Origin of the sequence: Streptacidiphilus sp. BW17 (assembly GCF_041262485.1) — a bacterium.
In the GTDB taxonomy this organism is placed as follows: Bacteria; Actinomycetota; Actinomycetes; order Streptomycetales; family Streptomycetaceae; genus Streptacidiphilus.
This window is the reverse complement of the sequence record NZ_JBGCCR010000005.1, coordinates 1-15,671: the sequence shown is the minus strand read 5'-3', so window position 1 is coordinate 15,671 and position 15,671 is coordinate 1. Positions and strand designations below refer to the sequence as shown.

The following is a 15,671-nucleotide window of genomic DNA, read 5'->3' as shown; positions in this document are numbered from 1 at the left end:
GGGATCTCCGGGTTCAGGAGATCCCGCGGCAGGACGGCCGGGTCGAGTACACAATCCTGGAAGCTGACAGTTCCGTGCACCGCACGGCGGACAGCTTCCTGCGGATGTGCGACGTCGGTACCGCGAGAACCTACGCCTACCTGCTGGTGGATCATCTGCGATGGCTCCCGTTCGAGGGCTTGTCGTCCGCGACGGTGAAGCTCTACGACCTTGAGCGGTACATGGGGGCGGTCGGCGCCGAGTTCAGGGGGCCGTTCGGCCAGCCGTGGCGGGCGGGCAAGAAGCCCTATCAGCAGCGCACGCTGGAGACCGCCTCGGCGGCGCTGAAGGGCTTCTACGTCCACCAGGGAAAGCTGGGCGTCAACGAGCAGCTCGCGGGCGAGCTGGCCGGGTCCCGGCTGCCGACGAAGGCGGATCGCAACCGGGCTGTGCTGGGGCATCTGCTGCGCGACAAGCCGGTCAACAAGCTGCGGCCGAAACGAACGGTTCGGCGACGTCATCCGAAGCTGCCGCCGGAAGGCGCGAAAGAGGTCCTGCTCGAGAACTTCGGCACGGCGCGGGACCGGATGCTCCTGACCTGGCTGGATGACGGGGGCTTCCGCATCGGCGAACTCACCGGTCTGCACCTGGTCGACCTGCATCTGCGGGAGAACACACGGTGCGGCGAGTGCTCTACAGCTCACGTACACATCTGTCACCGCGAGACGAACCCGAACTGCTCGCGAGTGAAGACGAAGCAGGACTGGGCCGTCGAAGACGGGATCGTCCGGGGCGGGACGATCCGGCGGGTGAGTCCGGCGATGGTGCACACCTACTTCGACTACATGACGACTGAGTACCCGTCAGACGCCAAGCACGGCATGCTCTTGGTGAACCTCGCCGGGCCGAACACGGGGATGCCGTGGACGACGGATTCGGCTCGGAAGCTGCTGCGGCGGGCCGGCTACCGGTTGGACCTGGGGCTGATCAAGCCGCATATGTGGCGCCACCAGTTCGGCAGCGGCGTCCTCGACGCCGCCGGCGGCAATGCGGTGGTTGCGAAGGAGGCCGGTGGCTGGGCGTCCGCGCAGACCGTCGAGCAGGTCTACGGCCACGCTGACCTGCAAGACTCAAAGTTCGTCTCCGCGCTGGACACCGTGTGGGGTGAGACCAAATGAGATCCGTCCACCGTGCTCTACCGGCAGCAGATCCTCATCGCCGGCTGGGCAGTGACCGTCTGGAACTTCTGGAGGCGCTGATCAACGGCCCCTCCTTTGACCCGTTGTTCCGTGGTGAGGATGTGCTGGACATCCCCGCCGATCACCCGAAGTACGGCTGGGGATGCGCAGTACCCAAGTGCGAGCGCACCAGGAATTCCACCGAAAAGCTCTGCTGCAGCCATGCGCAGAAGTGGAAGCTGCATCTCGCACAGGCCCCTGAGACTGCGACCATGGCGGCCTTCTTGACGCTGGCCCAGCCCCTCGAGTTGAAGGAGGGCGGGGCGCAGGAACTCTGCGCGATCTGCCCCAACCGGCCTGCCGCGTCCCGGACGTCGAGACTCTGCCTGATGCACGCTGGTCGGTGGGGTCACCTGGCCCGTACACATCCGGACACGGCCGATCTGTCTGTGTGGATGGCCGCTCAAGAGCCCTACCCGCACGGCTTCGGGACCTGCCGCGTCAGCGTCTGCGACTTGCTGGCAGACGGTGACCTCGGGCTGTGCGCCCAACACCGGGATCGTCATCGTATGGCCGGGCGTCCCGGCAGCGAGCTCGGAACCACCGGCGAGCCCGGCTTGCTCGCCTTCGAGGAATGGTGCGCTCGTGAAACGCCGGCCTACCGGATCGGGCAGGTGGTCCTCACTGGTTTGCGTCCACTGGCCGCCGCCGAACTGCGTTGGGGCCTGGACGCTCATGCCCGTGACAACAGGCGCCTTGCGGCCTGGACGCTCACCGACCTACGTGCGCTGACGAACTCGTGCCGGGCGCAAGAAGCCGACTCCCTGTCCGGGCTTGACCTTGAGGACGGCCGCAGTCGTCACCACCAGATCGCCCGAGAGATTCTGAGCCGCCTGCGGCCGCTCTATTACACCAAGGAGGACAGCCGCGCCGCAGGTTTCATCGACACCGAGCACTTCGGGCGTCGCTTCCCGCAAGGGGACACCGTCTACGACCTGACCGCCGTGCAGCAGCCCTGGCTGCGTGACGTGCTCTGGGACCACCTTGCCAGGCTCTTGCAGTCCGTCGACTGCCCTCGCAGCAGTGGCCCGGTCAACTCGGCACGGCGAGCAATTTCGGAGCTCGGGACGTTCCTGGCTGTAGACGCGCCTCGAGCAGGGAACGACCCCACCCTCCTGACGGCTGCCCATGCCGAGCGGTTCGCCGCCGATCAGCGCCATCGGGCCGTTGCCAAGCTGTCGTCCTTGATCGTGCGCTACAACGGCGCCCCGGCTGTGGTCACCGCGGCGAGCAACCGGACGACGTTCAACTACATCCGCAAGGTGCTCTACGAACTGCTCGAGCGCGGAGAAAGTGATGAGCTCGGCCTGGACCGGGCCTTCATCGCCGCCCTCCCGCGCGGTGGAAGGCTCGCCCCCCGTAAGCGTCGACCGTTCGACGACGACCTCGTCCGGGCCTTGGCGAACGAGGACAACCTTCAGCGCTTCGCAGGGACCTGGGACGGGAACGACCGGGGCCTGCGGGACATCTGGGAGACGCTGGTCTACACCGGCCGCCGAGGCAACGAGGTTGTTCGGCTCCGCTACAACTGCATCTCCCATCTCTACGGTGCCCCGATGCTCTGGCACGACCAGACAAAAGTCGGCAACCTCGACGAGGGTATTCGCATCCCCGAGTACCTCTACCAGCGTCTCGATGCCAGGAGGCGCACGACGCTCCTACGCTTCGAGCGTCGGCAGGGACGACTGCCTACCGTGCTGGAGCAGGAGGCCATCGCCCTGTTCCCCTCGAACAGGGCGAACCCCGACGAGACGAAGGCGCTCTCGTACGGCTTCTTCAGCGTGTCCTTCCGCGAGTGGGTGCAGACCCTCGATCTGGGCAGAGCTGTGCCCCATCAGGCCCGCCACACGCTCGCCACTAAGCTTCTCAAGGCGGGTGCCTCCCTCACCCACGTCAAGAAGTACCTGGGCCAGGTCTCCGAGGCGATGGCCGAGCACTACGTCGACATCGCCAGCACTGACCTGGACGACGTCCTGCAGCGGGTCTGGGTCAGCGGCCCCGGGGCAGAGCACCCCGGCGAACCGCTGTTCAACACCGCCCTGAACCCGCTGAGCAACCAGGACGCGCTCGCTCTGGCCGTCGATGTCGGCAGACGCTGTACCCCTACTCTTGGCGGCCTCTGCACTGCTCAAGTGGTCGTCGAAGGCGGCAAGTGCCCCCGGAACCTGGACTGCGACAACTGCGACAAGCTCGTCATGACCGGCGCTGACCTGCTCTACTGGCGCCGCAAACGCGAACAGTGGCACTCCATCGCCGAGCGCGCCCCGGACGACGTGACAGCCGACTACCTGCACAAGGTCTTCGAGCCCACCTCACGCGCCATCGACGGCCTTGAGAGGGCTCTGGCCGGCCTTGGCTTGCTCGACCAAGCCCTCGCCATGGACCTGCGGCGCCCGCAGGACTACTTCAGCCACATGTGGAACACGGGGTTCCCGGTCGAGGACCGCAACACCGACGACGAGGATGAGGCCGCATGAGCGGCAGCACGCCCGCACAGGCGGAGTCGGCCATCCAGGCGCGCCGACAGCACTCCGAGAGGCTGCTGCATCGAGTGCGCGACGCCTTGAAGGTGATGCGCAAGGAGCGCGCCCCGGTGACCGTCCGGGCGGTAGAACGCCGAGCCGGTGTCTCGCGCAGCTTTCTCTACCAGAACTCGACAGCACGGGAGTTGATCGCCCAAGCTGTTGCCGGATCCCAGGGCCAGCAGGCCCGCAGCAGGCAGGAGACCGCAGATGCGGCGGAGGCATCCTGGCGGGAGAGGGCGCTGAACGCCGAGGACGCGCTTCGGCGGACTGCTGCCGAGCTCCAGGATCAGCGCCGTCAGATCGGTGAACTCATGGGCAGGATCCGAGACCTGGAACTGGACCTGCCAGCTGATGCCGTACAACGGCTCACCACCGAGAACACCACCCTCAAGCAGCAGCTACGGGCATCGACCGCCGAGCAGCACTCCCTTGCCAGTCGTCTTGCCGCCGCCCGCGAGAACAACCGATCTCAGGATCGGAGGATCGCCGAGTACCAGGCGCAGCTGATCGCACAGCAGCCTCCCGGCACAGTCCGCAGCCTTCGCTCGACCAAGGAGTGAGGCCGCAACGCCTAGAGGATCGGGGGGCGCCCCAGCCGCGTCATTCGCCAGACTGTGCGCCACTTCATCGGCTTCCGGGGACCGCACGACGTGCGCCATCCCTCGAAGAAACCACTCCACCAGGCCCGGATATTGGCCAGCGACCGCGTTCGGGCCATGGTGATGAGGATCCACGTCCCGAGGTAGACCGGGATCAGTGGAATCGGGAGCCGCCGACGCGCTAGCCACACGCGGTTCCGGGCGGTGAACCGGAAGTGGGTCGCGTGTCGCGATGCGGCGGTGAGCGGATGCTGCAACACTAGCGACGGCTCATACGCGATGTTCCATCCATTGTCAAGGGCGCGCCACCCCAAATCCGACTCTTCATGACCAAAAAAGAAGGCAGACGGCCAAAGTCCCGTCTCCTTGAGCATGGGCATGGAGAACGCGTGGGCTCCCCCGAGGAAGGCAGTGACCAAGCCGCGGAGCATCGGGTCCTTCGGGCGCAGCCGCGGCACCCAGCGGCGCGCGGTCTGGCCGTTCTCGTCGGCGATCCTGAAGCCGACGATGCCGAGCTCGGGGTCCGCCGAATAGAGCTCCTGGATCGTGCGGAACACATCATCCGCAATCAGGAGTCCGTCGTCGTCCAACTCGATCGCCACGTCCACATCCCCCGCAGCTGCCAGAGCCTCAAGGCCGACGTTGCGTCCGCCCGGGCAGCCCAGGTTCTCTTCCAGTGGGATCTTCGTCACGTCCGCCGTCACGTCGGTCAGGGGGGTGGCGTTCCCGATCAGCACCACGCGCGTCGCCGGGACATCCTGCATCTCGACAGAGGCCAGCAACGCCTCCAGCTCCTTCGGACGATTTCCCATCGTCACGATGACGACCCCGAGACGCGGCAATGGCATGGCGGCAGACTCCAGCAGGTAGAAGAGGCTGTTCATGCTATCCGTGCGTGGCACCGCCGTGTTAGCGAGGGGCGGCCAGCGAGCTGCGAGGAGTCAGCCGTCGAGTCGGTAGAACCGGGAGTGCCGCCTACGCCACCGCCGACCTTCCAGCAGAACTTCGCGCTGGGGCACTGGCCACCGCTGTCACGTGGGCCCCCATCGCCTTGGCGAGCTGGACCGTAGTGCTCCCGACTCCGCCGTTGCCGCCGATCGCCAGGAGCCGCTGGCCCGGGCGCAGGCGCAACGCCTTCCGCAGAGCCTGCAGCGCGGTGAGGCGGGCGGGCGGCGGGCAGCGCCGCCGCGGTATTCAGCCCCAGTTTCGACGGTCATCAGGTGGGGTCGTGGCCTCGCGCAGCGCCGCCCAGGCGTCCACCGAGCGGGCGGCCGAGGCGGCCAGGTCTTGGTAGAACTGTTCCTCGACGCTTCCGGGCAGGCACGCGGCTGCCAGCGTCTGCGCCCGGGAGTGCAGCTCGGCCTCGGCGGCGAACGGCCCTCCGGCCATGGTGCGGCGCTGGCTGTGAACGCCGACGTCGATGAGCGCGGACTGCACCAAGGTCAGGCTCTCTGGGCCGCATCGGTCGGCCGCGCGCAGGATGCGGCGGACGGCTTCGGTGTTCCAGGCCAGCTCCCGCGGCGCGCCTCGCAGCATGACCGCCACTACCTGCATCTTCGCCGGGTCTGGGTGGTCGACATAGTCGTAGATGACCTCCAGCGCCTGTGCGTCGAACGGCCCTGCGACCAGCGCGAACAATTCGCTGCCCAGGTAGGCGCGCCACGCTGATCCGGGAGCGGCGGCCAGCCACTCTCGGACCTGTCGCAGCAGTTCGGGAAGCTGCGGACTCTCGCGGAATGGCAGGATCGTGTGCCAGACGGGAGGCAGTGGCGTGAACTCCGGCGGCCGGTCCTGCTCGGCGAGCTCCACGCGGCACTGGAGTACCTCGACGACGCGACCCGGGTCTGTGAGCGTGATCTGCGCCAGGAGTTGGCCGGTCTCATAGTCCTCGATCGAGGAACAGGTGGCGAGTGCCCGCAGGACTGCTGTCTTTCGCTGCTCGGGCAGCGACGCCCAGGACGGTGTGCCGTACGGCTGCGGTCCGAATGCCAGCGCGATCTGATGCAGCCCGGTGTGCGGAAGGGCTGCGAACAGCAGCTCGACGGCGAGCTCCTGGTGTCCGGCGGTGGCCAGGTAGCGCGCGGCGCCGGCTGCTGCGTCTGCGACGACGGGGTCGCTGTCGCTCGCGAGGGCTTTGAGTAGGTCGGCTTCGCCGGGAAGCAGGGTGTTGCGCCCGCGCTGCAGCCCAACGGCGTGCGCCACCTGCCGGGCCAGTTCGATGTCGTTGTCGGCAAGCTGCCGGCCCAGCTTGATCGTTTCGGGCTGTCCGGCCTGGCCCATGGCACACAGCGTAATCGACACCAGGGGACGCAGCGGGCTTTCGGGTTCGGCCGCGGCGTGTGTGCAGAAGACAGGGCCCAGCGAGGGCCGCTTGGTGATCAGCTCCCAGATGAAGGGGCGAGCCCGGCCTGTATCGGGGCCGAATACCGCGCGCTCGTCACGCAGCAGTGCACTGATCTGGTGGGCGACCTGCTCGTCCGGCCAGTCGGCGATGCCGGACACGGCGTCAGTGAGCAGGCTCTGCTGCAGCTGCTCCCGGACGACCAGGTCGGGACTGTCGACCGGGTCGACGGGCCCGCCGTGCAGGGCGCGGGCCAGCCGGTGTTCCGCGGTCGTCGGCATGTCCTTGGCGATGGCCTGGGCGCGGCGGCGCAGTTGTTCGGGCCCGTATTCACCGGTCCACTGGAGGTGGCCGCGGACGGCGACGAGCATCGTGGGGCCCAACGGATGATCGGTGAGGAATTCGTGCAGGCGCTGCAGCACTTCGGCGAAGTGCAGTGACCAGTCCTGCTGCAGCTCTTCGCTGATCGTCAGGCCGAAGCCGGCGGGGGCGAGCGTGAACGCGGCCCCGATGAGGCCGGCTGCTTCGGCGGCCCAGTCCGGGCGGTCGCTGCCCAGCTGTGCGAAGGCGAGGCCGAGGACGGCGGAGCGCAGCTCGAGGACTTGCGGCGCGGGGACCAGGGCGTAGGGCTTGAACACCAGGGCACCGGGTGTCCACTGCTCATCGTGGCCACTTGTGGCCAGCAGCGGTCCCAGCACTATCAGCGGGCTGCTGATCCCGGTGCCCTGATACCGGTTCAGCCAGCGGTCAACCAGTCCCACCAGCGTCCGCTGGTACCAGGTCGGCCCCTGACGAGTGAAGGACGCCAACTCCTGGAGCACCCGCCGGGGGTGGTCGGGGAACCGGTGGGGCTCGCGCCCGTCACCGGCCGCCAGCGTCCACAGCAGCTCGGCGGCTTTCGGGAACAGCTCGGGGTACCAGGCAATCGGGCGCAGAACCTGTGCCAACGCTTGACGGACGTCGTCGTCGGTGAAGGCGTGGGTGAATCCGAACCCGATGCCCTTGCTTGCCGGCTTTGCCGGGTGCGCCATCGCCCACTGCACCAGTTGCAGGGACCGGCGCGGCTGGTAAAACGCGATCTTGGCAACCAGTTCCAGGGTGGCGGCGCGGTCGGCGGCGTCGCTGTCGCGGAATGCGGCCTCCACCAGCCGCCACAGCGGCTCGATCAGGCCGGAGCCGTCCGGGCCGCTGTCTGCGGCCTGCCAGTCGACCCGCCCGGCGTTGACGATCAGGTTCCGGACCGCAGTGCCCTGCGCCGCACTCAGCGCCTTGTCCAAATACCCGGTCGGCACCTCCGCGCCACGGTGGCGGGCCGCCCGGCTCAGCAGCGCGTCGCCCAACAGATCGGGCACGACACGCACGGTGGCACCGCGGCGCAGCACCAGCCCGGCGTCCTCCAGGCCCGACACAAGTGGCCCGGTCTGAGCGAAGTCCAAGCCGGTCAGCTGCTCCAGGGAGGTGCGGGTCTGCGCATCGGACAGATCAACCGGCTGGTAGGCGGCCAGCGCGGTGAGCACGTCCCGGCGTGCCGGATTGTCGGCTTCGGACTGCGCGGTCAACGCTTCGGCGAGGCGGTCGATGAGCTCGGCGTGCAGCCGCTGATCGTCCTGGAATCCTTCCGGGTTCAGCTCCCCGCGGTTGACCAACGCGGCCCCGGTCGTGATAAGCAGTGGGCAGTCCGAAGCGGCGGCGGCCAACTGCGGGCCGAAGTGACGCAACGACTCGTCCAGCACTTCACACGCCAGCTCCGTCGCGGCCTCCAAGTCCAGCTCTGGAACCTTCATCTCCGGCATGTCGGCGCTGTGAAAGCCGACGCGACGCAGTTCGGTGCGGACGTGTGCGGACCCGTACGGTCGCAGCGACACCAGGATGTTCGCCTGCGGGTTCGCCCCCTGAACGCCGGCGACGACCCTGCCTAGCGGGACGCTCTCGTCGTGGGCGTCGTCGACGATTACCAGCAGCGCGCCGCTGGGCAACTGCTCGAAGGACTCGGGGCCCACCTCGGTGTCAGGTTCCAGAATCCGGACAGCGACCCCGCCCGCGGCAGCGCGACGACACACCTCCGTCAACACCTTCGTCTTCCCCGACCCTCCGAGGCCGGTCAACAGCCTGATGCCGCCCTGGCTGCGGGCAGCGAACCCGGCGAGGATGTCGACGGCGTCGGAGGAACCTACCAGGCGCCAGCGGTGCGTGTAGATCTTGTCGGCGTACCAACGGTCGATGTACTGCCGGTTGTCCAGCCAGGGGCCGGGGCGTACGACGCCGAGGAAGTCGGTCAGCATCAGGGGGAAGAACCGCCTGACGATCGGGACCGCGCGGTCCAGGCTGAGCTCGCGCACTTTGCGCGACAGGTCGTTGCGGTCCCACAGCTCCCACCCCGGATGCTTGCGCATCTCCTTGCGGGCGTCCGGGCTGGCGATCCGGGACAAGGCGATGACCGAGGCGCCGACTGGCTCGGCCCCGTCCTTCGTGGCGGCCTTGCGGACCTCATCGACGGCGTCGGCGACCTTCCTCGGCCCGAACTGCGCCTCACGCTTGCACTGCACCCCGACCACCAGCGCGCCCGAGGACTTGACGTGCACGTCGTAGCCGTCTTGCGTGTGGCCGGTCTTCCCGATGCGGTTGACGAACGCCCCCGGATGGGAGGCCGCCATCAGATCGGCGATGAACTCCTCGAAATCCTCTGGGCTCAGCTGCTCCAACGGCAGCTCGTCGACCAGAGCACGCCCCGGATAGACAGGTTCAGCGCGCACCGCCCCCGCCGCAGCCGGGTCGCGCAGCCCCAACGCGGCGAGCACCTGGTCCTTGACCGCGTCTTCCGGCTCGGCCGCGCCCCGCTCCCAGTTGCTCACCGCGCGCTGGCTCATGCCGACCCGCTTGGCGAGGTCCGCTTGTTTCCAGCTATGCGCGAGCCGCGCCTGCCGCACCATCGCGCCGAAGCCCATTTCCATCACACCAATATCGTAGCACCCCATGTGCTACGGTCACTGGCCAGGATGTCGGCTGCAATCTCGGAGCACTCGGTCGCGCGATGACCGCATCTTCCGACCTGCGTGGAGCTGGCACGACGTAGCCGATGGTGGAGCAAGACAAGGGGTTGGTTCGTGACCAGGCTGAAGCTCGACAGGCAGGAATGGGTGCTCGGCCCGTTCCTGGACAGCGGCACCTACGGCAAGGTATTCCTCGCCGGGTCCCCCGATGGCGACCCGGTTGCGATCAAGCTGATCGCGAACCGCCCCGGCGCCAGTCGCGAACTGCTGTTCGATGGGGTGGGCAAGCGGAACGTCATTCCCATCATCGACAGCGGCATGTACGGGAACGACTACGCGATCGTCATGCCGCGCGCCGACAAATCGCTGCGCCAGCACCTTGAGCAGGCCGGCGGGGCCCTGCCGCTGGAGGAGTGCGTGACGATCCTGGCGGACGTCGTGACGGCCCTGGCCGACCTCGAAGGCGACGTCGTGCACCGTGACCTGAAGCCGGCGAACGTGTTGATGTTGAACGGCACGTGGCATCTGGCGGACTTCGGCACCGCCCGGTTCGCCGACGCCGCCACCGAGAGCCACACCGCCAGGGACATCGGGACGGCCGCATATTTCGCGCCGGAGCGGTGGCGCCTGGAGCGGGCGACGATCGCCGCGGATGTGTACGCCGTCGGCATCATGGCGTTCGAGATGTTCTCCGGAGCTCGGCCGTTCCTGGGACCTGACAACTCCGACTTCCGGGACCAGCATCTCGGTCAGCCGGCTACGGCCCTGCCGAACGCACCGGCGTCATTCGCGACCCTGGTCGCCGCTTGCCTGTACAAGAGCCCGCAGTCCCGGCCGACGCCCGCAGAGCTGCTGGGCAAGCTCGGCAGGATCGCTCAACCGGTCTGCTTCGCCAGCCTCACCGGGCTGGCTCAGGCCAATCAGAACGTTGCAGCTCAGCGGGCGGCGGCGGAGGCTCAGGCCTCCACCAAGCAGGCCGAACAGGACCGGCGGACAGGGCTATTGCAGTCCGCGCAGGAGTCGTTCGCCCCGATCTCCAGGGAGTTCCGCACCTCGCTTACCGAGGAGGCCAGCGAAGGAAAGCTCACGCCGGACCGCGTGGGATGGACCTTCCAGCTGGGCGACGGGGAACTGCACCTTTCTGCGGTGGAACCGGTGAGCGGCGACGTGTGGCGTAACGGGACCGAGCCGCCGTTCGACGTGATCGCACACGCTACCCTCACCGTGAAGGCCACTCCACCGGTCCGTGGCTACATCGGGCGCAAGCACTCACTGTGGTTCTGCGATGCGAAGCAGGCTGGTCAGTATCGGTGGTACGAAACGGCCTTCATGACGCACCCGCTCAAGAGGCTGGGTGACATCGAGCCGTACGACCCATTCGCGATGGCCCCCGACGCGACCTCACGAGCCGCGCTGGGGCGCTCGACCGCCATTCACCAGGTGGCCTGGCCCTTCACGGAAGTAGAAGCCGGGGATCTAGAGGAGTTCATCACTCGATGGGCAACCTGGCTCGCTGAGGCTCAGGCGCGGCAACTGGTTCACCCCGCCACGATGCCCGAGCGCTGTCGGCGGCGGCCGAACCGTGACCCACTTTGGTCGGTCGAGATCTGACCCTTTTCGCGTCGTCAGTGCTCGTGTTCAGTCGTTGTCGGTGGTGGGGACGCGGCCGAGGTCGCGGCCGCGCATGCGGTAGGACTCGCCCTTGAGGGAGTGGACCTCGGCGTGGTGGACGAGTCGGTCGATCATGGCGGCGGCGACGGTCTCGTCGCCGAAGACCTCTCCCCAGCGTCCGAAGGGCTTGTTGCTGGTGACGATCACGCTGGCCCTCTCGTAGCGGTTCGAGATCAGTTGGAAGAACAGGTTCGCGGCCTCGGCTTCGAACGGGATGTAGCCCACTTCGTCGACCACGATCAGCGGGTAGCGACCGAGCTTGACCAGTTCGTCCTGGAGCCGGCCGGCGTGGTGGGCGGCAGCGAGGCGGTCGACCCACTGGGCGGCGGTAGCGAACGCGACGCGGTGGCCGGCCTGGCAGGCCCTCACTGCGAGCCCGGTGGCCAGGTGTGTCTTGCCGGTGCCCGGCGGCCCGAGGAAGATCGCGTTCTCGCGGGCGGCTATGAAGTCCAATGTTCCCAGGTGGGCGAGTTGTTGGCGCGTCAGGCCGCGCAGATGGGTGAGGTCGAGTTCCTCGATCGTCTTGATCGCGGGGAACCGGGCCGCGCGGATGCGGCCCTCGCCGCCGTGGCTGTCGCGGGCGGAGACCTCGCGCTGCAGGCAGGCGACCAGGTATTCGAGGTGGGTCCAGGACTCGGCCTGGGCGCGTTCGGCAAGCCGCTCGGCGGCGTCCAGCAGGGCCGGCGCATTCAGTGCGCGGGCGCAAAACGCCAGGTCGGCGGCGGCCTGTCGGCCGGTGCGGGTCGTCTTGCCGTCCGTCTTGGCCGGGGCGGCCGTGGTCGCGGTCATCGGGTGTCCTCCCTTCCGGCGCCGCCCTCGATGAGGGTGAACATGCGGTCATAGACGCCGAGTTCGCGTTGCTCGACCTCGATGCCGAGGCTGTCGGGGGCCAGCAGGGCGGCTCGGGCCGTGGCCGCGCGGGCGGCCCGTTGGTGGATCGCTTCGCCGCGCAGGGCCTGGGCCGCGGCGGCGTGCTCGGGGTCGGTCAGGGTCTGGTGGCGGGCCCAGCAGCGGGTGTGCCGGGCGACGACGTCGTTGCCCGCGATGACGCTGACCTCCTCGTTGTCCGCGCGGACCATCACGGTCTTGCCGATCGCGCGTGGGTGGACGGAGTAGTCGTTGGTGTCCACGCGGACGTAGTGATCACGGCCGATGCGGATGTGGAAGCGCCACCAGTGCGGGGGCGACACCGGCGGGACCTGCAGCATCGCGGCCCGGTCCGCCTCCCAACGATCCGCCGGCCTCGCGTCGATCGAGCGGTGGATCCGCCGGTTGGCGATCTGCAACCAGGCCCTGAGCTGGGTGTTGAAGTCGGTGGGTCCGGTGAAGACCCGGCCCGGCAGGAAGCTGGTCTCCAGGTAGCCGTTGGCGCGTTCGACCAGGCCCTTCGCCTCCGGGTCACGAGGGCGGCAGAGGTGGACTCGGGTGGCCAGCAGTCCGGCGAAGGCCGCGAACTCGCTGGTCAGCCTGCCTTTGCCGACCCCGGCCTCGTTGTCCCAGACCAGGGTCTTCGGGACGGCTCCCCAGCCGTCGGCGAGCAGGCGCCAGTGGCCGTCGATCAGGTCCCCGGTCTGCCGGGACGGCAGCATCCGGGCGGTGATCACGCGCGAGTAGCCCGAGACGATGACCAGGACCGGCGGCCGTCCGGACTGGCCGTAGCCCAGCGGGATGTCCACGGCCGGGAACCACAGATCACACTGCGCGAGCTCGCCCGGCTGGTAGACGGTCCGCGAGACCGGGTCGACGGGCAGGTAGGCGGGCCGCAACTCGCGCACCCGCTCCTTCAGGATCGTCAGCCCGCGGGGCCAGCCGATCCGCTCGGCGATCACCGTCGCGGGCATCGTCGGCGTCTGCTTCAGCAGCTCGCGGATGGCGGGCTCGAACGCGTCGACCGCCGAGCCCTTCAGCGGACGCTGGTAGACCGGGGGCTGGTCGGTGGCCAGGGCCCGCTTCACCGTGTTCTTCGAGATGCCCAGGTGACGGGCGATCGCCCGGATCGGCATCTCCTCGGCCCGGTGCAGCCGACGGATCTCGGCCCAGTCCTCCACGTGAATCACCCTCTCCTCCTGACCCTTGATGAAGATCAGGATGATCAGACGATCGCGAGGTGGGTCACCGTTGATCCGCCGTTCGGCGGTCAGTTTTCACCCGTCGCCGAGAGGCGCTCGGTTGCAGGAAGTTGGCGGCAGGGCCCGGTCTGACCGGAAACCCTCGGGCTGGCTCGGGCTGGTGCCTGCACCTTGACCGATCCCGACGTTACAAGGCGCAGGCCACGACGGTATATGCCAGCAGCCGGAGGTACCTGGACGAAGTACGCCCCCCCCGGAGACCATTCACGGTGATGCCCCAGAGGAATCCCCACAGAGCCCCGAGCCGGACGGACGCCGGCGGTGGCAGGAGGCGAGAATGGCGGCGTGAGGACTGAAGACGACACGCCGCTCGCTGGTCGGACGCTTCTGGTCGAGAGCCGCGCCGACAAGGACGCCCTCGCGGCCATCGGCCAGGTCTTCCGGCACCGAGCCGCGAACGAAGAAGCACTCTTCCTCTCATTCAACTACGCAGAAGTACCAGTCGGCAGACGCTTCGATTGCTGCTTCCAGCGGGCCGACCAGAGCGACGTCGCCTGGGTGACAATCACCGTCATCGCCGTCACCCAGCAGTTCAGGGCCAGCTGGGACGAGATCCCACACGGTTGGAAGACCCTGACGCTTCTGAGGTTCGAGCCGCGGATTCTCTCGATGATCAGCGATCTACCAGAGGCTTCCAATTGGTACGAGCACTCCGTCTCCGTCTGCATCTCGGACAGGCAGACATGGGAAGCGCGAACGGCCAGCAAGTAACGAACATCTCAACGCCACGCCCTCTCCGGCCTGCCAAAAGAAAGTTCCATGCCCGGGGGACCCCCGATTCATCGGGTCCAACAGTTGGTGACTGCACATCAGCCCGGTGGCCCGTCCCACTGCTCGATCTGAACCGAAGGGTTCCGCATGACCGATATGACGGCAGTACAGCTGTTGCTCAGCGACGAGGAGGTACGTCTTCTGCGCCGGGCCATCGCCGAATCCCGATACTCTGCCATGCCGAGCCCAGATGGATTGATGAATACATGTGTGCAACATGGACGTGCAGTTCAGGGTGGTAGTGGTCACTGGTGAGGCAGGTAAACACGAGGAGACCGACCTCGCCTGGCGCGCCCTCGACGCGGGCTGGAATATCGAATACCGCCCCGACGTCGTGCTGCGCCACCCGCGCACGCTTCCCTCGCGGCACGCCACCTACAACCACAACGTCGCCCGCAACCGCGTCTGGCTCGCCCGGCGCAACCTGCCCGCGCCGCTGGTCCCGATCTACCTCGGGGCGTGGTTCCTGCTCACCGTCGCGCGCCGTCCGTCCGGCGACACCCTCCGCGCCTGGCTCCGCGGCTTCGCCGCCGGCTGGCGCGAACCCGCCGGCCCGCGCCGCCCGATGCGCTGGTCGACGGTGTGGCGGATGACCCGCCTGGGCCGCCCGCCGATCATCTGAATCGCGGCTGCGGCCGACGCCACCGGCTGTGTCCGGTGGCGTCGGCCGTTCCGCTTCAGTCGAAGACCGACCAGCAGATCTCGTTGCGCAGGCGCTGGTCGTCCAGGACAAGTTCGCGGATCGCATCCGGGAGCTGTTCGCGCTGCCAGCGGCACTCGATTCGTCCGGCGCCCTCGGCCTCGTCTGCAGGTGCCGCCGCCTGCACGGCCTTGATCGCATAGGCTGCAGCGCCCAGTTCATGCGCAGCGACATGCGCCACCACCGCGGCCTGGCCGGCAGCGAATGCCGCATGACGCGGCGCTCCGCTCAACACCCGTGCCGCAGCCATGGCATGGCCACCCGCTGCGCGCGACTCGGACATCCTGATCTCTCCGCGCGCCCACGCCCGAACCTGCGCGATCGCCTGACGCGGTCGGAGGTCCGATGGCTGCACCGACTCGAAGAGATGCAGCACGTGCTCCGCGCAGTCGGCGGCCCACATCGCCAGGAGCTGATGGTCGGGGTCCGTGAGCGTCCCACCGCGGCGGACAGTGATGAACCGCGGGTCGCGGACCTTGGGAAGGATCACCGTTCGACCGTACTGCGATGCTGCGCGGCTCTCAAGGTTGGGGCGGGGGCGCGGCGTCCTTCCGAGGTAGCGTCAAACTCGCTGTGACCTGGGGTTTTTCACTCGTGTGGGGGATGGCTGGGGCTTGGTGTGGGCTGAATGGAGTGTCATAATTGTTCTATGGACGCCTCGATGTTCGGGGGCGGGTGTGAAGACGGAGATGGCGTCCATGGGTGGGGTGGGTCCCCGGAGTCCCAGG

10 protein-coding genes and 1 pseudogene are annotated in these 15,671 nt (G+C 68.1%); 6 read left to right on the top strand and 5 right to left on the bottom strand.

From position 1 onward, the window contains the following. Positions 1-74: 74 nt before the first annotated feature. The 3 genes from ABH940_RS07640 to ABH940_RS07630 are packed head-to-tail and all read left to right on the top strand — an operon-like array spanning position 75 to position 4,302. Positions 75-1,157 carry a tyrosine-type recombinase/integrase gene (locus ABH940_RS07640; RefSeq protein WP_370104890.1) on the top strand — a complete coding sequence of 361 codons (1,083 nt, stop codon included), beginning with the start codon at positions 75-77 and terminating at the stop codon, positions 1,155-1,157. Continuing rightward, complete coding sequence (locus ABH940_RS07635; protein ID WP_370104889.1) at positions 1,154-3,694, top strand: tyrosine-type recombinase/integrase; 2,541 nt, start codon at positions 1,154-1,156, stop codon at positions 3,692-3,694. The genes ABH940_RS07640 and ABH940_RS07635 overlap by 4 nt, the downstream gene beginning before the upstream one ends. Beyond that, a complete protein-coding gene (locus ABH940_RS07630) occupies positions 3,691-4,302 on the top strand; it encodes a DUF6262 family protein (RefSeq protein ID WP_370104888.1) in 612 nt (203 codons plus the stop codon). The genes ABH940_RS07635 and ABH940_RS07630 overlap by 4 nt, the downstream gene beginning before the upstream one ends. 11 nt (positions 4,303-4,313) lie before the next feature. Here ABH940_RS07630 and ABH940_RS07625 read toward each other — a convergent pair whose 3' ends face one another. Together ABH940_RS07625 and ABH940_RS07620 are read right to left on the bottom strand one after the other, a co-directional pair. After that, a complete protein-coding gene (locus ABH940_RS07625) occupies positions 4,314-5,189 on the bottom strand; it encodes a glycosyltransferase family 2 protein (protein WP_370105029.1) in 876 nt (291 codons plus the stop codon). Between the two features lie 346 nt (positions 5,190-5,535). Next, a complete protein-coding gene (locus ABH940_RS07620; RefSeq protein WP_370105028.1) occupies positions 5,536-9,633 on the bottom strand; it encodes a restriction endonuclease in 4,098 nt (1,365 codons plus the stop codon). A gap of 153 nt (positions 9,634-9,786) precedes the next feature. On the opposite strand from ABH940_RS07620, the gene ABH940_RS07615 reads away from it, so the two are divergent. Next, complete coding sequence (locus ABH940_RS07615; protein WP_370104887.1) at positions 9,787-11,283, top strand: serine/threonine-protein kinase; 1,497 nt, start codon at positions 9,787-9,789, stop codon at positions 11,281-11,283. 27 nt (positions 11,284-11,310) lie between these two features. On the opposite strand, the gene istB is transcribed toward ABH940_RS07615, so the two are convergent. Then, entirely contained in the window at positions 11,311-12,132 is an 822-nt protein-coding gene (gene istB, locus ABH940_RS07610) for an IS21-like element helper ATPase IstB (protein WP_370104886.1), read from the bottom strand. After that, the gene (gene istA, locus ABH940_RS07605; protein ID WP_370104885.1) at positions 12,129-13,400 is read right to left on the bottom strand and encodes an IS21 family transposase; all 1,272 of its coding nucleotides are present in this window, start codon (positions 13,398-13,400) and stop codon (positions 12,129-12,131) included. The genes istB and istA overlap by 4 nt, the downstream gene beginning before the upstream one ends. Positions 13,401-13,757: 357 nt before the next feature. Here istA and ABH940_RS07600 point away from each other — a divergent pair, with 357 nt between their 5' ends. Together ABH940_RS07600 and ABH940_RS07595 are read left to right on the top strand one after the other, a co-directional pair. Beyond that, the gene (locus ABH940_RS07600; RefSeq protein WP_370104884.1) at positions 13,758-14,183 is read left to right on the top strand and encodes a hypothetical protein; all 426 of its coding nucleotides are present in this window, start codon (positions 13,758-13,760) and stop codon (positions 14,181-14,183) included. Positions 14,184-14,508: 325 nt separating this feature from the next. Next, positions 14,509-14,865: pseudogene (locus tag ABH940_RS07595) on the top strand (glycosyltransferase family 2 protein); the annotation flags it as partial. Between the two features lie 55 nt (positions 14,866-14,920). On the opposite strand, the gene ABH940_RS07590 reads toward ABH940_RS07595, so the two are convergent. Continuing rightward, positions 14,921-15,433 (bottom strand): putative immunity protein, encoded by a 513-nt coding sequence (locus tag ABH940_RS07590; protein WP_370104883.1) that lies wholly within the window; start codon positions 15,431-15,433, stop codon positions 14,921-14,923. Between the last annotated feature and the right edge of the window lie 238 nt (positions 15,434-15,671).